Below are 20088 nucleotides of genomic sequence, written 5' to 3'. Positions count from 1 at the left end.
GAGAACTAGTCGTGTCCGTGCCCGTGGGTCTCCGTGGCGGTGACGCCGGCGGCCCAGGTTTCTCCGCCGGACTGGGTGAACCAGAAGGGCTGGCGGGGGCGCCGGCGGGGGGCGACCTCGTCCATGTGGCTGTCGTACACGCGGCCGTTGGCGATGGTGTAGGCGATGGAGGTCGTGTTGCGGATGTTCTCCAGCGGGTTGGCGTCCATCACCACCATGTCGGCCAGCTTGCCGACCTCCAGCGAACCGATGTCGCGGTCCATGCCCAGCGCGCGGGCGCCGTTGAGGGTGCCGGCGCGGATGGCCTCGAGCGGGGTCATGCCGCCCTGGGCCAGGCCCCACAGCTCCCAGTGGGCGCCGAGGCCCTCGCGCTGGCCGTGGGCGCCGATGGAGACGCTGACGCCGTGCTCGTTGAGGCGATGCGCCTCGCGGGCGATGGCGATGTGGTTCCACTCGTTGTCCGGGGCGGTGACCGGGCGGCGGGCGCGGGCGTCGAGGATGCGGCGCGGCACGTACTGCGTCAGGATCGGGTGATCCCAGACGTTGCTCTCCTGGTACCAGTAGTTCTCCCCGAAGGCGCCGCCGAAGGCGACGATCAGGGTCGGGTTGTAGGCGGTGCCGGTCTGGCTCCAGAGCTGGTGGACGTCGTCGTAGAGACGGTCCAGCGGGATCGAATGCTCGATCGTGGTGTGGCCGTCGACGATCATCGACATGTCCTGGTGGAACAGGGAGCCGCCCTCGGGGACGACCATCATGTCCAGCTCGCGGGCGGCGGCGATGATCTGCTGGCGCTGGTCGCGGCGGGGCTGGTTGTAGCTCTTGACGCTCCAGGCGCCGGCGGCCTGCATGCGGCGCAGCGTCGAGCGGGCGTCGGCGAGGTTGTCGATCTGGGCCGTGGTCGGGGTGGCGGCGCCGTACAGGACCGTGCCGGTCGAGAAGATGCGCGGGCCGACGACGCGGCCGGCGCGGGCCAGCTCGCTGTGGGCGAAGATCTCGCTGGTGTCGTTGGACGGGTCGTGCAGCGTGGTGACGCCGAAGGCCAGGGCGGCGTAGTCGACCCAGCTTTGCTCCGGAATGATCTCGTCCGAGCCCATGGAGCCGTGCCAGTGGGCGTCGACCAGGCCGGGCATGATGGTCTTGCCGCTCATGTCCATGACCGGGACGCCGGCGGGGACGGGCGTGGAGGCGGCGGGGCCGATGGCCTCGATGCGGTTGCCGTCGATGATGATGACGCCGTTCTCGATGACCTGCTCGCCGTTCATGGTGATCAGGCGGGCGCCGGTCAGGGCAATGCGGCCCTCGGGCTTGTCGGCGGCGACGCTGAAGCCGAGGTTGATGCCGCGCTCGTCCGGCCTGGGCAGTTCGGCGGGAGCGCCGTCGACGAAGGTGAAGGCCTGGTTGAGGTCGCGGCTGAACAGCTCGGGGCCCAGCGACCACTGCAGGCGGTGCGAGTCGCCCGACCAGCTGAGCCACTCGCCGGCGTCGCGGGTGACGCGGGCCTGGGGCAGGGATTTGCCGTCGGCGCCGACCGTGATCGGGCGTCCGGTGACGGCGAAGGGCGCGACATAGGCGTTGAAGCGCTCGGTCCAGCCCAGCCAGCGGCCGTCGGGCGAGACGGCGAACTCGCTGGCCCATTCCGAGGTCAGGTGGGTCCGTTTGTCCTGGCCGTTGAGGTCGACCGAGACGAGGGTGCGCTTGTCGCCGTCGCGGCCCGAGAGGAACAGGCGGTCGCCGTCGGCGCCGAACTGCGGGGCCTGGCCGTCATCGGTGATGTGGACGGGGGCGCCGCCGGCGGTGGGGATGCGGTAGACGCCCGGATCGCGGCTCCACAGGGCCGAGGTCAAATAGCCGTCGGCGACCGTGCGATAGACGATGGTGCGGCCGTCGGGAGAGAAGGTCGGCTCGACGTAGTGGCCCGGGTTGGGCGTGACCACGCGGCCCTCGCCGCCGTTGGCGGAGACCACGCGAACCGTGCCGAAGTCCTGGTCGTCCCAGGTGGTGTAGACGATGGACCGGCCGTCGCGGGACCAGTTCGGATAGAGCTCGAAATGGTCGCTCTGGCGCGTCAGGCGGCGGGCTGTGCCCGTCGGCAGATCGCGGATCCAGAGATTGCCGAGGGCCTCGAACACCACACGCGAGCCGTCCGGCGAGGGGCGGGCCCAGCGGATCATCTTCACGTCGAAATGGTTAGGCGCGACCTCGACCGGGAAGCGGACGGTCTCCTGCACCCGGCGGGTGTCGGCGACGTGGAAGGGGATGTCGGCCACGGCCTGGGAGCCGACGTCGACGCGCTGGATGCGGCCGTCGGCCCAGAAGACGATGGAGCGGTTGTCGGGCGTCCAGCTGATCGACGGATAGAGGCCGTGAATCGCCCAGGTCTCCTGCATGTCGCGGTCGAGGCTGGAGAAGACCGGCGTCTCGCGCCCGGACTCGATGTCCATGACGTAGAGGACGGACTGGTAGCGAACCCGGCGGATGAAGGCGAGCGAGCGGCCGTCGGGCGAGGGCGTCGGGCGGATCGAACCGCCGGGGCCGGTGATGTAGGGCTCGATCTGGCCGGTCTCGCGGTCGAGACGGCGGATGACGTAGATCTCGGTGTTGGGGTCCTTCGAGTATTCGAAGACGCCGCCCGGCGTGGCGTCATCGCTGAAGTAGACGTAGCGGCCGTCGGGCGAGACGGCGGGTTCGCCCGTGTCCTTCTGCTGCGTGCGGCGCTCGGTCATCTGCACGCCGCCGCCGCCCGCGCGGTGGTACATCCAGAGCTCGCCGGCCCCGAGCGAGCGGCCCGAGGTGAAATGCTTGCGGGCGATGATGAACTCGCCGTCCGGGGTCCATTCCGGCTGGTTCAGCAGGCGGAAGGTCTCCTTGGAGACCTGGGTCGGGTTGGAGCCGTCGGCGTCCATGACCCAGATGTTGTCGCCGCCGCCGCGGTCAGAGGTGAAGGCGATGTGGCGGCCGTCCGGCGACCATTTCGGCTGCATGTCCCAGGCCACGCCGCTGGCGATGGCGCGGGCTTCGCCCCCGGCGATCGGCATGACGTAGATGTCGCCCAGCAGGTCGAAGACGATGGTCTGGCCGTCAGGGCTGACGTCCAGCGACATCCAGGTGCCGCGGGTGACGTTGATGGAGACGTCGCGCGACGGCCCGGGCGGGTTCTGGACGTCCCATTTGGGCGTCTCTGCTGCGGCGGGAGCCGCGGGGGCTGCGGTCGGGGCCGGTTCGGGCGTCTGGGCCCAGGAGGACCCGGCGAACGTCAGGCAGGCGGCCGTAGCCAGCAGAACACGCTTCATTCTTGTACATCCCCAAACAGGGGACGTCCGACGGCATGAGGCGCCCGCGTCCCTGTCGCGGCGCAACAGAGCATTCCGCGCGGCGCGAAGTCCAGCCGCGCGGCCTCAACAACTGTGTCGCGGGGAGGTCAGTCCTCGAGCGGCGGCAGGCCGGCTTCCTTGCGGGCGGCGGCGGCGGCTTTCTTTTCAGCCTTGGCGGCGGCCTTTTCGGCGGCCTTTTTGGCGTCGGCGCGCTCGCGTTCCATGCGTTCGAAGCTGTAGTTGGGCTTACGGGCCATCGGCGTTTCTTTCTTTTTGCAGCGCGGGCGCGCTTCGCGCCGAACGGGCGCGCGGGGGGAAACCCAAGGTGGGGCGCATTGGCCCCGGGAGCAACGTCAATCGACCGCGACAACCTCGACAGTTTGTCCGGCGACGGACGCTTCGTCGCCGACGCGCTTGCCGACGAGGGCGCGCGCCAGGGGCGAGACGTGGCTGACGGAACCGGCGGCGGGGTCGGCCTCGTCCTCGCCGGTGATGCGCCAGGTCTGGGTGCGGCCGTCCTCGCGCTCGATGGCGACCGAGCCGCCGAAGCGGACGCGGCCGTCGGCGACGGTCTCGACCAGCTGGGCGGAGGCGCGGCGGGCGGACCAGTAGCGCAGGTCGCGGGCGGCGCGGGCCATGGGGGTGCGGTCGCTCTCGATCGTACCGCTGGACTGGGCGGCGTTGTAGGCGGCGCGGGCGTCGGCGAGGGCGGCCTCGATCTGCGCCAGGCCCGACAGGGTGACCAGGTTCGGGTGCGGAGAGATGGGACGGTCGGGAAGGTCGGCGGCCGTGGCCTCCAGATCTTCCTCACGGGTGAAGGCGACGCTCATAAGGAATGAGCGTATGGCGGGCGCGGGCGTTCCGGTCACCCCCTCTTCCGCTCCTCCCGGCGAATGCCGGGATCCAGATCGGGGACCAGGCGCCTGGAGACAGGGCATCGAACTCCGGAAAGGTCAGCGCCATTCCATCTGGGCCCCGGATTGGCTGCTTCGCGCCGTCCTTCGGATCGCCGGGGTGAGCGGAAGAGAGTAGAGACCGGCGGATGACAGAGTTGAAGACAGTGCATGTGATCGGCGCCGGCCCCGCGGGGCTGATGGCGGCCGAGCGGCTGGCCCAGGGCGGCGCCCGGGTGGTGGTGCACGAGGCGATCCCGTCCGTGGCGCGCAAATTCCTGATGGCCGGGCGCGGCGGGCTGAACCTGACGCACACCGAGGCGCTGGACGGATTCGTCGGCCGCTATGGCGAGGCCGGGCCGACGGTGGCGGCCTGGCTGGATCGGTTTTCGCCGACGCATCTGGTGGGGTGGGCCGAGGGTCTGGGGCAGGCGACGTTCACGGGTTCTTCCGGACGGGTGTTTCCGAACACGATGAAGGCCTCGCCCTTGCTGCGGGCGTGGCTGAGGCGGCTGGCCGAGCTGGGCGTCGAGGTGCGGACGCGGTCGCGCTGGACCGGGCGCCGCGACGGGGCGTGGGTGTTCGCGACGCCGGAGGGCGAGCGGGTCGAGGCGGCGGACGCCGTGGTGCTGGCGACCGGCGGGGCCAGCTGGCCGCGGCTGGGGTCGGATGGTTCGTGGACGGATGATCTGGCCGGCGCCGGTGTGGAGGTGGCGGCGTTGCGGCCGTCAAACATGGGCTTCGACGTGGCGTGGTCGGAGGTGTTCGCCGACCGGTTCGCGGGCGAGCCGCTGAAGCCGGTGGCGCTGACGCATGGCGACCGGACGGTGCGCGGCGAGGCGATGGTGACCCGCTACGGCCTGGAGGGCGGCGCGGTCTATGCCCTGTCCGGGCCGCTGCGCGAGGCGGTGCTGCGCGACGGGACGGCGGAACTGGTCGTCGACCTGCGGCCGGACCTGACGGTGGAGGCGCTGGCGGCGAAGCTGGCCAGGCCGCGCGGCAAGGACAGCGTGACCAACTGGCTGCGCAAGGCCGGCGGGCTGTCGCCGGCGGCGGTCGGGTTGATGCGCGAAATTCCTGGCGAGGTGCCGCAGGGGGCCGACAAGCTGGCCAAGCGGATCAAGGCGGTGCGCCTGACGCTGACGGGCGTGCAGGGGCTGGAGCGGGCGATTTCGTCGGCGGGCGGTGTGCGGCTGGACCAGGTCGACGACCATCTGATGCTGAAGGCGCTGCCGGGCGTGTTCGTCGCCGGCGAGATGCTGGACTGGGAGGCGCCGACCGGCGGCTATCTGCTGCAGGCCTGTTTCGCCTCGGGCGTGGTGGCGGCGGAGGGCGTGCTGGGGTGGCTAGCATTGGCGCGGGAAAGTTGATTTCGTCTCTGCGCAGGAACCGCTAGCGTATTCAGGTCTGAAATCGAGCCAGCACCCCCCAATCCGCTCATCCCCGCGAAAGCGGGGACCCAGTGCTTTCCAAGGCTGGTAGGAGGGATTGGTTTCAGTGCGACCCCATCGCCACCGGTTCGCCCAAAGAACTGGGTCCCCGCTTTCGCGGGGATGAGCGGAAAGTAGAGAGCCATGAACCGCCTTCGCCTGACCCTCCTCGCCTCCGCCGCCCTGCTGGTCGCGGGCCCGGCCCTGGCCCAGACGGCTGATCCGGCGCTGCTGAACGAGCACACGCGCGTGCTGGCCTCGGACGAGTTCGAGGGCCGCGGCGTGGCGACGCCGGGCGAGCAGAAGACGGTCGACTATGTGGTCGAGCAGTTCCGCGCCCTCGGCCTGGAGCCGGGCGGGCCGGACGGCCAGTGGGTGCAGTCGGCGAAGCTGAGCCGGACGCAGCAGGCGGGACCGGCCACGATCGTCGCGCGGACGCCGGCCGGCGAGATGGAGCTGCGGCGCGGGCCGGACGTGCTGGTGGCCAGCGACCAGCCGCTGGAGCGGATCACGGTGACCGACGCGCCGGTGGTGTTCGTCGGCTACGGCGTCGATGCGCCGGAGCGGAACTGGGACGACTTCAAGGGCATGGACCTGAAGGGCAAGATCCTGCTGGTCATCGTCAACGACCCGGACTTCGGCGCGCCCGAGGGGCATCCGGTGGCGGGCCGGTTCGACGGCAACGCCATGACCTTCTACGGCCGCTGGACCTATAAATTCCAGGAGGCCGCGGCCCAGGGCGCGGCCGGGGTGCTGGTGATCCACGACACGCCCGGCGCCGGATACGGCTGGAGCGTGCTGGAGGGGTCGTCGACGGCGCCCGACTTCGACATCGTCCGTCAGGACTGGGCCGCCGAGCGCGTGCCGGCCCAGGGCTGGATCCAGGGCGAGGCGGCGGAGCGGCTGATCCGGTCAGCGGGTCTGGATTACGCCGCGCTGCGCGAGCAGGCGCGGACGGAGGAATTCCGGCCGGTGGTGCTGCCGGGCGTGACGATGTCGATCGACTTCGGCCAGACCCACGACAACATCGAGAGCCGCAACATCCTGGCGCGTATTCCGGGTTCGGAACGTCCCGACGAGACGGTGCTGTACGGGGCGCACTGGGACGCCTACGGCCGCGCCACGCCGGTCGGGGACGACGACATCTATAACGGCGCCGTCGACAACGCGACGGGCGTGGCGGCGATGATCGAGCTGGCGCGGATGTTCAAGGAAGGCGCTCCGCCCGAGCGGTCGGTGGTGTTCGGCATCTGGACGGCCGAGGAGGCCGGGCTGCTGGGCGCTGAATACTACGCCGCCAACCCGGTCTGGCCGCTGGAGACGACGGTGGCGAACCTGAACATGGACAGCCTGCTGCCGGGCACCGAGGTGTCGCCGCAGATCGTGGTGATGGGCGCGGGCAAGAGCCAGACCGACGCCTGGGTCGGGCGGCGGGCGACCGAACAGGGCCGGGTGCTGATCCCCGATCCGGCGCCCCAGGCAGGCGGCTTCTATCGCTCGGACCATTTCCCGCTGGCGCGACGCGGTGTGCCGGCGCTGTTCGCCGCCGCCGGCTTCACCGGCCACAACGAGGCGAGCCGGGACTATGTGCAGAACCGCTATCACAAGCCTTCGGACGAATGGACGCCGGAGTGGGTGATGGACGCCGCGGCGGTGGACGTGAACCTGCTGTATCTGGTCGGCAGCGACCTTGCGAACAGCGAGGAATGGCCGGAGTGGAATGCAGGGTCGGAGTTCGAGGCGGCGCGGAAGGCGTCGGCGAGCGCGCGGGAGTAGGCCGGAACGCCGGCCGTTCTCAGGCGATCGCGGGGTCCCGGTTGAAGCCCGGCAGGTGGGCCAGGCCGAACGTCAGCGCCGCCGCCAACACCGCGAGGACGGGACCCTCGATCAGGGTCATCACCATGGTCCGTGTCCCGCTCCAGCCATAGGCGCCCCCGAACCGGACATCCAGGGTTGTGCTGAGGCGGGCGTGCAGCGACCAGAGGGTGAAGAGCAGGATAGCGGCGGCCAGGGCGGCGAGGAGCCTGCGGCGCCGACCGGCGGGCGCGAGGATCAGGGCGCTGCCGACGATCAGGGTGATCGCCATGAACGCATCGGCGGCCTGACCGGCCGCTTCGTTGACCTTGAAGCCGGCGAGCAGCACGTTAATCAGCGCGACAGTCGGCAAGGTCAGACCGGCGACGACGCTGGCGAACCGGACCGAGGACGAGTGCGAAGCTGGGCGCATGCGCCAGATGTGACAGCGACCTCCGCCGGGAGCAACTCATACGGCTCAGCTTGCGTGAGGAGTCGAGGATGACGCCGCGACGGGGGAGCGGTAGGAGACCTGCATGACCCTCCCCGACATCCACGGCGTCTGTCCGCCGCGCTTCGCGGCCGTGAAGGACGCCTTCGCCGCCAATTTCACCGATGCGCCCGAGGGGCTGAACGAGCGGGGGGCGCGGTTCAGCGTGGTGATCGACGGCGAGGCCGTCATCGATCTGTGGGGCGGCTGGGCGGATACGGCGCAGAGCGTGCCGTTCGGCGAGGACACGCTGACGCCGGTGTTTTCGGCCGGCAAGTCGGTGATGGCGCTGCTGATCGCGACCTGCGTCGAGCGCGGGCTGCTGGACTACGAGGCGCCGGTGGCCGGCTACTGGCCGGCGTTCGGGCAGGCGGGCAAGGCGCGGATCACGGTCGGCCAGCTGATGAGCCACCAGGCCGGGCTGTCGGGGTTCGCCGAGGCCATCGATCCGACCGACTGGTTCAACCGCGCCGTGGTGCTGGAGAAGCTGTGCGCCCAGGCGCCGCTGTGGGCGCCGGGGACGGCGTCCGGCTATCACCCGATCACCATCGGCTATCTGGCAGGCGAACTATACCGGCTGGTCGACGGACGCAGCATGGGGACGGCGCTGCGTCAGGACTTCCCCGGCCTCGACCTGTGGATCGGCCTGCCGGAAGAGGAGTTCGGGCGCGTGGCGCAGATGCGCAAACCGGCGGCGCCGCCAAACCTGGGCGTCATCGATGCGGTCAAGCGCTCGGCCTTCTTCGACCGCGGCTCGTCGCCGGGACAGCGGGAGTCGGGCGAGTGGCGCAAGGCGGAGATCCCTTCGGCCAACCTGCACGGCACGGCGCTGGATCTGGCGCGGATCGTGGGCGTGGCGGCGACCGGGGCGATCGACGGGCGGACGGTGCTGTCGGACGCGACGCTGGAGGCGCTGCGGCGCGAGCGGATCTACGGCCAGGACCGGGTGCTGCCGTTCGTCATGGGCTGGGCGGCGGGGCTGACCTGCAACCGCGGCCTGGGCGTGTTCGGGCCGCATGACGAGGCGCGCGGGCATTACGGCTGGGGCGGCAGTTGCGTGGTCGCGGACGCGGAAGTGCGGCTGTCGGCGGCCTATGTGATGACGCGCCAGTCGCCGCATCTGATCGGCGATCCGCGCGCGGTGCGGCTGCTGGACGCGCTTTATTCCGTGTTCTGACGCTTCGGCGCGGTCAGGAGGCCGATGACCCCGGCGGCGAACGCCGCGAGCGCGCAGGTGAGCATCACCCACGCATAGCCCCAGTGGAAGGCGTTGCGCAGCGCGCCGTCGGTGGTGTCGCCCGCCATGAAGGCCCCCAGCAGGTCGCGTGCGGTCGCCGGATCGGCGACGCGATGGCTGAACTGGCCGGACAGAACCAGGCCGAGGAGGGCGATGGCCAGAAGACCGGCGACGCGCGCGACCGCATTGTTGACGCCGGAGGCCACGCCGGTGTGCTCCGGCTTCACCGCCCCCATCACCGCGGCGGTCAGGGGGCCGACGGCGAGCGTCATGCCGATCGCCAGCACGGTCATGCCCGCCAGAGGCCCGTCCACATAGCCGGCCGTCCGGGGCATGAAGGCCAGCAGGGCGAGACCGACGCCGGCGAGGACGGGTCCGACGCTGAGCGACAGGCGCGCGCCGAAGCGGTCGGCGAGGCGGCCGGCCGAACCGGAGAACAGGCTCATGATGACGGCGAAGGGCAGCATGGCGGCGCCGGCTTTCGTGGCGCTCCAGCCGTGCACGCGGATCAGATCGAAGGGCAGGAAGAACATGGCCCCGCCCAGGGCGAAATAGAGCAGCAGGGTGAGGCCGTTGATGCCGCTGAACACCGGCGAGCGGAACAGGCCGAGCGGCATCATCGGGTGACTCTGACGCGCCTCGGCGACGAGGAAGGCGATGAGCAGGACCGCGCCGCCGGCGAGGGCGGACAGGATCAGGGGGTTGGTCCAGCCGAGGTCAGGGGCGGCGGTGAGGGCCCATGTCACGGCGGCGAGACCGGAGGTGGCCAGCAGGGCTCCGGCCCAGTCGAGCCCGCGGGCGGAGGGATCGCGGCTCTCGGGCACGGCGCGCAGGGTGACCAGGGCGGTGAGGGCCGCGAGTGGGACATTGATCCAGAAGATGAAGCGCCAGTCGGCCTGATCGGCCAGCCAGCCGCCGATCAGGGGTCCGACCATGCCGAACAGGGCGCCGGCGCCGGCCCAGGTTCCGAAGGCCTTGCCGCGCTCTTCGGGCGGGAAGACCGAGCCGATGACGGCCAGGGCGCCGGGAGTCAGCAGGGCGGCGCCAATCCCCTGCACGGCGCGGCCGACGATGAGCAGCTGGACCGTTGGAGCGAGGGCGCATGCGACGGAGGCGAGGGTGAAGACGGCGACGCCGATGAGGAAGACCAGGCGGCGGCCGAAGCGGTCGCCGGCCGCGCCGCCGATCAGGACCAGGGCGCCGAGCGTCAGCAGATAGGCGTTGGAGACCCACTGGGCGGCGGCGGGACCGGCGCCGAGGTCGTTCTGGATAGCCGGCAGGGCGACGCCCAGGGCCGAGCCGTCGATGAAGGTCAGGCTGGAGCCCAGCACGGTGGCGGCGAGCACCCAGCGCTTGCGGGCTTTCGACAGGGCCTGACCCGGCGCGGCCGCGCCCTGGACCTGTCCGGCGTCGCAGGGACCGCGGTGGGCGTGGGTCATGGGGGGAGCGTAGCGCGGCGGCGGGGAGTTGTCGTCGCCCGGACGCAGCGGAGCGTGGGAAGTGGCTAGTGGCTAGTGGCTAGTGATTGCTGGATCACCAGCGGGAACCGCTCGGCCTCCAATGGCGACCGCGTCAGCCACTAATCACTAGCCACTAGCCACTAATCGCCGCCTCTGGCAGCCGTTCGCGACCCGAGCGTCACGCCGGTTCGGCCGTCTCCTTCAGCGCCTGGCGGGCGGCGCGGACGCGGAAGAGGGCGGCGGCGGCGAAGACGGCGGCTCCGCCCCAGATGAAGGCGAAGGAGGCGATGCGCAGCGGTGTCAGGGCCTCGCCCGCCCAGACGCCGACGGCGAACTGGAGGGTGGGAGCGAGGAACTGGATGAAGCCGATGGTCGACAGCGGCAGGCGACGCGCCGACCAGGCGAACAGGGCCAGCGGCAGCACCGTGGCCGGGCCGTTGGCCAGGGCCCAGAGGGTGTGCGTCGGGCTGTCGAAGGCGACGCCGGCGCCGGTGTGCTGCAGCCACAGGACCCAGGCGAGACCAAACGGGACCAGCAGCAGGCATTCGACCAGCAGGCCGGCCTGGGCGTCGATGGGCACGCGTTTGCGGATGACGCCGTAGGTGGCGAAGCTGATGGCGAGGACGATGGAGATCCACGGAGGGCGGCCGAGCGCGAGCGCCTGGAGCAGGACGCCGACGGCGGCGAGGCCGATGGCGACCCAGCCCCAGCGGTCGATCCGTTCACGGAACAACCACAGGCCGACGATCATGTTGAGCAGGGGGTTGATGTAGTAGCCGAGGCTGGCTTCCAGCGTCGCGTGGTGGGTGGTGGCCCAGACGTAGATGCCCCAGTTCACCGCGATCAGGACCGTCGAGAAGGACAGCCAGGCGAGGGTCTTCGGCGAGCGGAAGACGGCGGCGACCTGGCCGCCCTGTTTGGCGAGAACCACCAGCAGGCCGGCGACGAGCACGGCCCAGAGGGCGCGGTGGGCGAGGATTTCGAGGGCGTCGAAACCCTGCGCCGCCTGGCCCATGAAGAGGAGCGGCATGACGCCCCAGAGAACGTAGCAGCCGAAGGCGGACAGCAGGGCGGCGCGGGACGTGGCTTCAGGTGCCGACGGGGTCACAGCGGTGTTCCTTTCCTTCGTCATCCTCGGCCTTGTGCCGAGGATCCAGACGCGCGGCAGGGTCCGGAGAAGCGCCGGATTGCACGGTGTCTATGGGCCCTCGGCACAAGGCCGAGGGTGACGGGTCAGTGGTAGGCGGGGGAGGAGACGGGCACGTTCAGACGGTCAGGGTGCGGTAGCCGCTCTTCGGCGTGATCACGCCGGCTTCGTCGAGAAGCTGGGCGATCTGGACGGCGTTGAGGGCTGCGCCCTTGCGCAGGTTGTCGGACACGACCCAGAAGGACAGGCCGTTTTCGACCGTGTGGTCCTTGCGGATGCGCGAGACGTAGACGGCGTGTTCGCCGGCCGCGTCGATCGGGGTGATGTAGCCGTCGGCTTCCTGCTTATCGATCACCTGCACGCCCGGCGCGTCGCGCAGGATGGCGCGGGCCTCGTCGGGGCTGATCGGACGGTCGAACTCGACCGTCACCGATTCCGAGTGGCCGACGAAGACCGGCACGCGGACGCAGGTGACCGTCAGCTTGATCGACGGGTCGAGGATCTTGTGGGTCTCGTCCCACATCTTGGCTTCCTCGTCGGTGTAGCCGTCGTCGCGGAACGAACCGATGAAGGGCAGGACGTTGAAGGCGATCTGCTTGGGGAAGACCTTGGGCGTGGCGTCGCCGAGGCCGTAGATGGCCTTGGTCTGGTTCCACAGCTCGTCCATGCCTTCCTTCCCCGCGCCCGACACCGACTGGTAGGTCGAGACCACGGCGCGCTTGATCTTCGCGGCGTCGTGCAGGGGCTTCAGCGCCACGACCAGCTGGGCGGTCGAGCAGTTCGGATTGGCGATGATGTTCTTCTTCTTCGCCTGCTTGATGGCGTCCGGGTTCACCTCGGGCACGATCAGCGGCACGTCCGGGTCCATGCGGAAGGCGGAGGAGTTGTCGATGACGATGGGACCGGCCTTGCCGATCTTCTCGGACCATTCCTTCGACACCTTGCCGCCGGCGGACATCAGGACGATGTCGACGCCGGAGAAGTCGAACTGCTCCAGGTCCTCGCATTTCAGGGTGCGGTCGCCGAAGGAGACCTCGACGCCCTTGGATTTGCGGGAGGCGATGGCGTGCATCTTGTCGACCGGGAAGTTCAGTTCTTCCAGGATGTTGAGCATTTCCTGACCGACATTGCCGGTGGCGCCCACGACGGCGACGACATAACCCATGTTTGGTGGTCCTTCGGACGTCCCTAACGCTCGCCGCGCGGCGGCTCGCTACTTGAGGGGCGCAGGTATGTGGATAGTGAGGGCTGCATGTAGTCCTTCGCAGCCGCGAAGCAATCGCTTTTCAGGGGGCACGGGGGCCGCTAAGCCCGAGAACGATGTCTTCTCACATACGCGCAGCTTATGAACGCCGCCTGGCCGACGGCCGGCTGACGCCGGATCCGTCGCAGGTTCCGGTGGTCGAGGCGTTCGGCCGGCTGGAGACGGATCTGGAGAAGCGCGGCCTGTTCGGCCAGGTCCCGGAGGTGCGCGGGGTCTATCTGTGGGGGCCGCCGGGACGGGGCAAATCCATCCTGATGGACCTGTTCTTCGCCTGTGCGCCGGAGAAGCGGAAGACGCGGGCCCATTTCCACGCCTTCATGGCCCGGGTGCACGAGCTGATCGGCCAGTGGCGCAAGGGCGATGTGAAGACGCGCAAGGCGATCTTCGGCCAGTCGAAGGGCGACGATCCGATCGGGCCGGTGGCCGAGCTGATCGCGTCCGAGGCGCGGCTGCTGTGCTTCGACGAGCTGCAGGTCACCGACATCGCCGACGCGATGATCCTGGGACGGCTGTTCGAGGCGCTGTTCGAGAAGAAGGTGGTGCTGGCGGTGACGTCGAACCGGGCGCCGGACCAGCTGTATCTGAACGGGATCAACCGCCAGCTCTTCCTGCCCTTCATCGCCATGCTGGAGGAGGCCTGCGAGGTCGTGTCCGTGCATGGCGCGCGCGACTGGCGGCTGGACCGGCTGATGGGCGACCGGGTGTGGTTCGCGCCGAACGATGCGGACGCGCGGGCGCACTTCGAGGCGCTGTGGGAGGACCTGAAGGGCGAGCAGGCCGAGGCGCCGACGCATCTGCACGTGCTGGGGCGCGACGTGGTGGTCGAGCGGACCGACGGCGGCCTGGCGCGGGCGACCTTCGCGGACCTGTGCGGACGGGCCTTGGGACCGCAGGACTATCTGGCCGTCGCCGAGCGCTTCCACACCCTGTTCGTCGAGGACGTGCCGGTGCTGGGGCCGGCCAACCACCACGAGGCGCGCCGGTTCGTGACCCTGGTGGACGCGCTTTACGAGGCGGGGACCCGGCTGGTGGCCCTGGCCGAGGCGGCGCCGGAGGCGCTGTACCGCGAGGGCGTCGGCGCGTTCGAGTTCGAGCGCACCGTGTCGCGGCTGAATGAAATGGCCGGCGCGGAATGGCTGGCGCGCGAGCGCGACTGACCGCCATACTGTCGCCGTGCGACCGCCTGTAGCTGGCGGCGAAGGAGAGCTGAATGATCCGACGTACCGTTTCCGCCCTCGCCGCCGCCGTCGTGATGGCGACGGCCGCCGCGCCGGCCATGGCGCAGACCGCACCGGCCCCGGCGGCCGCCCAGCCGGGCCTGTCGATTTCCGACGTCAGCGCCTGGATCGCCGCCCATGGCGGTCAGGTCGCCCCGGTGCAGCGCGTCGGCGACCAGACCTTCATCGCCGTGCGCGACGGGGAGATGACCTGGGCGGTGTTCTTCTACGGCTGCACCGGCGACGTGTGCGCCGACATCCAGTACGCCGCCTTCTTCTCCAACCCGGGCGTGACCCTGGACATGGTCAACAACTGGAACCGGGACCAGCGCTTCCTGAAGGCCTTCTATGCGCCGGCGGATGCGGGCGGCGATCCATCGGCGACGGTGCAGTACGACCTGCTGCTGCGCCCGGGCGGCGTCGACCAGCTGACCGATCCGACGGCGGTGTGGGTCGGCATGCTGGGCCTGTTCGCGCGGCATGTGGGCTTCCTGGTCGAGACTCCGGCGCCGGCGGCGCCGCCGCAGTAGGTAACGGGTCACCACGCCCCTTCCCTGACTCCAGGTTGCGTGCTGAAGTTCGCACGAACAGGTGAGAACAGCCTTTGGGGGATACGGGTTGGGAAACTCCTTCGAGCGATGGGGACTTCGCGCCGTCGGCATAGCCGGCATTCTGACGGGTCTGGCGGACTTCGCGGACCCGTTCCTGACGACGCCGTCTCTGAGCGGACTGATCTCCTCGGTCGGGCTGGCCATGATCGGGGGGCTGCTGCTGTTTCTCGCCAGCGATGCGGCGCGGACAGACGAGCATCGAGCCGAATTGCGTCGTCATCTGGAGCGACAGGACGCCGAGCTTGAGGGCATTCGGGCGTTGCTGGTCAACGAGTCCCTGGACCGGCTGGACAAGGTGCCGCAACTGCTGAAGCCGAACATCGCGCTTCTCGGTGCGGCCAAGGCGAAGAGCCTTGTCGAGGAACTCAGGGATCTGGTTCGTCGCGAAACGTTCGAGTGGAGGGACGCGGATGCGTTTCGGACCTTCTACCTCGATACGCTCAAGGGACTCGGGCCGGGCGTCACCTTGATCGCGACGAGCCGTACCGAGACCCACTATTTCTGGAACGGCACACAGGTCGCCTCCGAGATGAAGGCTTTCATCGAGAGGGGCGGGACGGTGCGGCGGGCCTTCTTTGTCGACGACGATCGGCGGGACGCGCCGGACCTGATCAGGATCCTCGACAATCAGGCGAGCCTTGGGGTGCAGGTGTTCACCGTGGATTCTGCATGTCTCGGCGGCAGTCGCCGGCTCATCCTCGCCGACGACGCGCGCGATTTCGGGTGGGAAGTGTTCACTACTGACGACGGCAAGATCGAGCGGGCGTTGGTGACGGCCGAGAGCGAGAAGCTCGCGCAGTTCCGCCAGTTTCTCAATCGGGTTCGGGCTTGCCCCAGCCTGAAGCCCTACGGCAGCACGTCCGGCAGCTTCTAGACGTCCGGATCTCTCGCTGCGCAAGCGCAACAAGAAAGGGCCGCGGATTCCTCCGCGGCCCTTTCGCTGTTCAGCGGTGTGCGCGGCTTACGCCAGCGAACCGTCGATGTCCTTGCAGGCCTGGATGAGGCCCTGGACGGACTCGACCGACTTGGCGAACATCGCCTTTTCTTCGTCGTTGGTGGTGAACTCGATGACCTTCTCGACGCCGCCGGCGCCGATCAGGGCGGGGACGCCGACGTAGAGGTCAGACAGGCCGTACTCGCCCGAGAGCCAGACGGCGCAGGGCAGGACGCGCTTCTGGTCCAGAAGATACGACTTGGCCATGGCGATGGCGCTTTCGGCCGGGGCGTAGAAGGCCGAACCGGTCTTCAGCAGGGCGACGATCTCGCCGCCGCCGCCACGGGTGCGCTTGACGATGGCGTCCAGTTCATCCTGGGTCAGGAAGCCGGCCGAGACGGCGTCCGGCAGCGGCAGGCCGCCGATGGTCGAGTGACGGACCATGGGGACCATGTCGTCGCCGTGACCGCCGAGGGTCCAGGCGTGGATGTCCTGCACCGACACGCCGGTCTTTTCAGCCAGGAAGTAGGCGAAGCGGGCCGAATCGAGCACGCCGGCCATGCCGACGACCTTCTCCTTGGGCAGGCCCGAGAATTTCTGCAGCGCCCAGACCATGGCGTCGAGCGGGTTGGTGATGCAGATGACGAAGGCGTTCGGGGCGTGCGCCTTGATGCCCTCGCCGACGGCCTTCATGACCTTCAGGTTGATGCCGATCAGGTCGTCGCGGCTCATGCCCGGCTTGCGCGGCACGCCGGCGGTGACGATGCAGATGTCGGCGCCGGCGATCTCGGCGTAGTCGTTGGCGCCCTTCAGCGCGACTGACGAACCGAAAACGGCGGTGGCCTCTGCGATGTCCAGCGCCTTGCCCTGGGGGGTGCCTTCGGCGATGTCGAACAGGATGACGTCGCCCAGCGCTTCACGCGCCGCCACGTGGGCCAGGGTGCCGCCGATCATGCCGGCGCCGATAAGGGCGATCTTCGCGCGAGCCATACTGCTTGTCTCCGGGAGGAAGTTGTGCGGTGCGATACCGCTGTCGCGCGGCGGTCTAGACCCGTGCGCTTTCGCCTGCAACCGTGACGCCGCGTCACGCGGAATCCTGATGACCCGATCACCTGAGACCCTGCCCGAATTCATCGCCCCGGAGGACGTGCCGGCGGGCCTGGTGACGGTCGTCGACGAGGGGGCGATCCGGGCGGACATGGAGGCGTGGCGGGCGCGGATGCTGCGGCGGCCGGGGTTGATGGACAAGGCCTCGCGGGCCGCCCAGGACCGGATCAACAGGCTCATCCCGGAGCGGGTCCACGCCGTCGTCACGGCGGGCGTCGAGGCGATGACGCGGGGCATCATGACCGGGTCGGAGGTGCTGAAAGCGCAGCCGCCGGCAGGCGGGTCGCTGGCGGCGCGCGAGGACAAGGCGCGGGCGCTGATCCGGGCCTATCGCAACACGGCCGGGGTCGAGGGCGGGATCGCCGGAGCCGGAGGCTTCGTGATGGCGGCGGCGGACTTCCCCGCGCTGATGGCGATCAAGGTGCGGATGCTGTCCGACATCGTGGCGGTCTACGGCTGGGGCGGCGGGGCGACGGCGGAGCGGCTGTTCCTGCTGCACATCTTCCACCTGGCCTTCGCCAGCCCGAAGCGGCGGCCGGAGGCGCTGAGGGCGCTGGAGGACTGGATCGCCGGAGCCGGGCAGCCGGAGGCGGTCGCCGACTACGACTGGCGGCGGTTCCAGCAGGAGTACCGCGACTACATCGACCTGGCGAAGATGGCGCAGCTGATCCCGGTGGTCGGCGCGCCGATCGGGGCGGTGGTCAACTGGCGGCTGGTCGACCGGCTGGGCGAGACGGCGATGATGGCCTGCCGGATGCGCTGGTTCGGCGAGGAGGCCCGGTCGGCCGGCGAAGCTTCGCTATAACTTCACCTGTTCGTGACGACAAAGTTTATCGATTTTCCCTTCTGCGGCGAGGGGCATAGGGTCCCTCCAATCGAGTCATAAACAGGAGGAAATCATGGACGGACAAGCCGGCGGACCCACTCCCCTGAACGATCCGCGGAAGGAGCCGGAGGCGCTCCGGACCCTGCTGGGCCGAACCAATCGCGACTGGTGGCCGAACCATCTGACGATGGACATCCTGCATCAGCAAGGGAAGTCGGGCGACCCGATGGGCGACGACTTCGACTACGCCGAGGCGTTCAAAAAGCTGGACTACGCAGCGGTCAAACGCGACCTGCATGCCCTGATGACCGACAGCCAGCCGTGGTGGCCGGCGGACTACGGCCACTACGGCCCCTTCTTCATCCGCATGGCCTGGCACTCGGCCGGGACCTATCGCACCGGCGACGGGCGCGGCGGCGCGAATGCGGGCCAACAAAGGTTCGCGCCGCTGAACTCCTGGCCGGACAACGGCAACCTGGACAAGGCGCGGCGTCTGCTGTGGCCGATCAAGCAGAAATACGGGGCGAATCTGTCGTGGGCCGATCTGATGATCCTGGCCGGCAATGTCGCCATCGAAAGCATGGGCGGGCCGGTGTTCGGCTTCGGCGGCGGCCGGGCCGACGTCTGGGAGCCGGAGAAGGACGTCTACTGGGGCACGGAGGAGGAGTGGCTGGGCGCCACCCGCATCGACGAGGAGGCGGGCAAGGCGCTGGAGAGCCCGTTGGCGGCGATCCAGATGGGCCTGATCTATGTCAATCCGGAAGGCCCGGGCGGCAACGCCCAGGCGCTGCAGTCGGCGCGCGACATGCGCGAGACCTTCGCCCGCATGGGCATGAACGATGAGGAGACGGTGGCCCTGACCGCGGGCGGCCACACCTTCGGCAAGGCCCACGGGGCCGGCGACGCCGCCAAGGTCGGCGCTGCGCCCGAGGGCTCGGACATCGCCCAGCAGGGTCTGGGCTGGCAGTCCGGCCACGAGAGCGGCATGGGCGATCATACCATCACCTCGGGCCTCGAAGGCGCCTGGACCCCCACGCCGACCAAGTGGGACATGACCTTCTTCGAGATGCTGCTGGACCACGAATACGAACTGGTCCGCAGCCCGGCCGGCGCGAAACAGTGGCAGCCGGTCGGCAATCCCGAGGACACCCTGGCGCCCGGCGCGCACAGTCCGCACCGAAAGGTGCCGACGATGATGACCACGGCCGACATGGCCCTGAAGGTCGACCCCGGCTACCGCAAGATCACGGAGAAATTCCGTAGTGATCCGGCCTATTTCGCCGACGCCTTCGCCCGCGCCTGGTTCAAGCTGTGCCACCGCGACATGGGTCCCAAGGCCCGCTACCTCGGGCCGGAAGTGCCGGCCGAGGATCTGATCTGGCAGGATCCGATTCCGGCGCAGCAGGGTCCGATCATCGGCGCCGCCGACGTCCAGGCGCTGAAGGAGAAGATCAAGGCCTCGGGATTGTCGGTGGCCGATCTGGTGACGACGGCCTGGGCGTCGGCGGCGACGTTCCGGGGCTCGGACTTCCGGGGCGGCGCCAACGGCGGCCGTCTGCGGCTGGCGCCCCAGAAGGACTGGGAGGTCAACGAACCGGCGAAGCTGGCGAAGGTCCTCAAGGTCTATGAGGACATCAAGGCGGCCTCCGGGACCAATGTGTCGATCGCCGACCTGATCGTTCTGGGCGGCTCGGTGGGCGTCGAACAGGCGGCTCTCGCCGCCGGCCACAAGATCGAGGTCCCCTTCACGCCGGGCCGCACCGACGCCAGTCAGGAGCAGACCGACGTCGAGGGCTTCGCGGTGCTGGAGCCGAAGGCCGATGGTTTCCGCAACTATCTGAGCGTCAGCTTCAATGTGCCGACCGAGGAACTGCTGGTCGACCGGGCGCAGCTGCTGGGTCTGACCGCCCCGCAGATGACGGTGCTGGTCGGTGGCCTGCGGGTGCTGGGGGCCAACCACGGCGGGTCGACGCACGGCGCCCTGACCCACCGGCCGGGGCAGCTGACCAACGACTTCTTCGTCAATCTGCTGGACATGCGGACGGCGTGGAAGGAGGTCGACGATCGCGGCGACGAGGTCTTCCTCGGCTCGGAGCGCATCTCCGGCGAGGAGCTGTGGACCGCGACCCGGACGGACCTGGTGTTCGGCTCCAATTCGCAGCTGCGGGCCCTGTCCGAGGTCTACGCATCGGCCGACGCCGGCGGGAAGTTCGTGAAGGACTTCGTGGCGGCCTGGGTGCAGGTGATGAACGCCGACCGGTTCGACCTCGACCTGGGCGGCCGCAAGGCGGCCTGACCGGTCGGGAATATCTCCCCGCCGCGACGCCGCGGCGGGGAGCTTCCGGCCCCGTGCGACCATCTGGCGCG

At 69.6% G+C, this 20088-nt stretch carries 16 protein-coding genes; 8 read left to right on the top strand and 8 right to left on the bottom strand.

Features of this window, described 5'->3' with window-relative positions:
* Window positions 1–5: 5 nt before the first annotated feature.
* From GGR12_RS00835 to greA, 3 genes are all read right to left on the bottom strand, one after another.
* Entirely contained in the window at window positions 6–3290 is a 3285-nt protein-coding gene (locus GGR12_RS00835; RefSeq protein WP_183201884.1) for an amidohydrolase family protein, read from the bottom strand.
* Between the two features lie 128 nt (window positions 3291–3418).
* On the bottom strand, window positions 3419–3568 hold the full coding sequence (locus GGR12_RS00830) for a hypothetical protein (protein WP_183201882.1): 150 nt from the start codon (window positions 3566–3568) through the stop codon (window positions 3419–3421).
* A gap of 96 nt (window positions 3569–3664) precedes the next feature.
* Window positions 3665–4141: a transcription elongation factor GreA gene (gene greA / locus GGR12_RS00825; RefSeq protein ID WP_183201880.1), complete on the bottom strand. Its 477-nt coding sequence runs from the start codon at window positions 4139–4141 to the stop codon at window positions 3665–3667.
* Between the two features lie 212 nt (window positions 4142–4353).
* Between greA and GGR12_RS00820 the strand changes: the two genes are divergently transcribed.
* Together GGR12_RS00820 and GGR12_RS00815 are read left to right on the top strand one after the other, a co-directional pair.
* Window positions 4354–5574, top strand: a complete 1221-nt coding sequence (locus tag GGR12_RS00820; protein WP_183201878.1) for a BaiN/RdsA family NAD(P)/FAD-dependent oxidoreductase — start codon at window positions 4354–4356, stop codon at window positions 5572–5574.
* 204 nt (window positions 5575–5778) lie between these two features.
* Window positions 5779–7410, top strand: a complete 1632-nt coding sequence (locus tag GGR12_RS00815) for a M28 family peptidase (RefSeq protein ID WP_183201877.1) — start codon at window positions 5779–5781, stop codon at window positions 7408–7410.
* Between the two features lie 19 nt (window positions 7411–7429).
* Here the strand turns inward: GGR12_RS00815 and GGR12_RS00810 are convergent, their stop codons facing one another.
* Entirely contained in the window at window positions 7430–7861 is a 432-nt protein-coding gene (locus tag GGR12_RS00810; protein WP_183201876.1) for a hypothetical protein, read from the bottom strand.
* A 103-nt stretch (window positions 7862–7964) separates the two neighbouring features.
* On the opposite strand from GGR12_RS00810, the gene GGR12_RS00805 reads away from it, so the two are divergent.
* Window positions 7965–9095, top strand: a complete 1131-nt coding sequence (locus tag GGR12_RS00805; protein ID WP_183201875.1) for a serine hydrolase domain-containing protein — start codon at window positions 7965–7967, stop codon at window positions 9093–9095.
* On the opposite strand, the gene GGR12_RS00800 is transcribed toward GGR12_RS00805, so the two are convergent.
* The 3 genes from GGR12_RS00800 to GGR12_RS00790 all read right to left on the bottom strand — a co-directional run bounded on the left by GGR12_RS00800 (window position 9080) and on the right by GGR12_RS00790 (window position 12927).
* A complete protein-coding gene (locus GGR12_RS00800; RefSeq protein WP_183201874.1) occupies window positions 9080–10594 on the bottom strand; it encodes an MFS transporter in 1515 nt (504 codons plus the stop codon). The two genes, GGR12_RS00805 and GGR12_RS00800, sit on opposite strands and share 16 nt — an antisense overlap.
* A 199-nt stretch (window positions 10595–10793) precedes the next feature.
* On the bottom strand, window positions 10794–11723 hold the full coding sequence (gene rarD / locus GGR12_RS00795; RefSeq protein ID WP_343053044.1) for an EamA family transporter RarD: 930 nt from the start codon (window positions 11721–11723) through the stop codon (window positions 10794–10796).
* 157 nt (window positions 11724–11880) lie between these two features.
* Window positions 11881–12927, bottom strand: coding sequence for an aspartate-semialdehyde dehydrogenase (locus GGR12_RS00790; RefSeq protein WP_183201872.1), 1047 nt, complete (start codon window positions 12925–12927; stop codon window positions 11881–11883).
* Window positions 12928–13082: 155 nt separating this feature from the next.
* On the opposite strand from GGR12_RS00790, the gene zapE reads away from it, so the two are divergent.
* The 3 genes from zapE to GGR12_RS00775 all read left to right on the top strand — a co-directional run bounded on the left by zapE (window position 13083) and on the right by GGR12_RS00775 (window position 15728).
* The gene (gene zapE, locus GGR12_RS00785) at window positions 13083–14183 is read left to right on the top strand and encodes a cell division protein ZapE (protein WP_183201862.1); all 1101 of its coding nucleotides are present in this window, start codon (window positions 13083–13085) and stop codon (window positions 14181–14183) included.
* A 53-nt stretch (window positions 14184–14236) separates the two neighbouring features.
* Complete coding sequence (locus tag GGR12_RS00780; protein WP_183201860.1) at window positions 14237–14773, top strand: YbjN domain-containing protein; 537 nt, start codon at window positions 14237–14239, stop codon at window positions 14771–14773.
* 88 nt (window positions 14774–14861) lie between these two features.
* Entirely contained in the window at window positions 14862–15728 is an 867-nt protein-coding gene (locus GGR12_RS00775; RefSeq protein WP_183201858.1) for a hypothetical protein, read from the top strand.
* An 87-nt stretch (window positions 15729–15815) separates the two neighbouring features.
* On the opposite strand, the gene mdh is transcribed toward GGR12_RS00775, so the two are convergent.
* Window positions 15816–16778, bottom strand: a complete 963-nt coding sequence (mdh, locus tag GGR12_RS00770; protein ID WP_183201856.1) for a malate dehydrogenase — start codon at window positions 16776–16778, stop codon at window positions 15816–15818.
* A gap of 109 nt (window positions 16779–16887) precedes the next feature.
* On the opposite strand from mdh, the gene GGR12_RS00765 reads away from it, so the two are divergent.
* Complete coding sequence (locus tag GGR12_RS00765; RefSeq protein WP_183201853.1) at window positions 16888–17700, top strand: EcsC family protein; 813 nt, start codon at window positions 16888–16890, stop codon at window positions 17698–17700.
* A 94-nt stretch (window positions 17701–17794) separates the two neighbouring features.
* Entirely contained in the window at window positions 17795–20017 is a 2223-nt protein-coding gene (katG, locus tag GGR12_RS00760) for a catalase/peroxidase HPI (protein WP_183201852.1), read from the top strand.
* The last annotated feature ends 71 nt before the right edge of the window (window positions 20018–20088 follow it).

It is taken from the genome of Brevundimonas lenta (assembly GCF_014196335.1).
Classification (GTDB): domain Bacteria; phylum Pseudomonadota; class Alphaproteobacteria; order Caulobacterales; family Caulobacteraceae; genus Brevundimonas; species Brevundimonas lenta.
The sequence above is the reverse complement of the archived record's forward strand: the minus strand, read 5'-3'. Positions and strand labels throughout refer to the sequence as shown.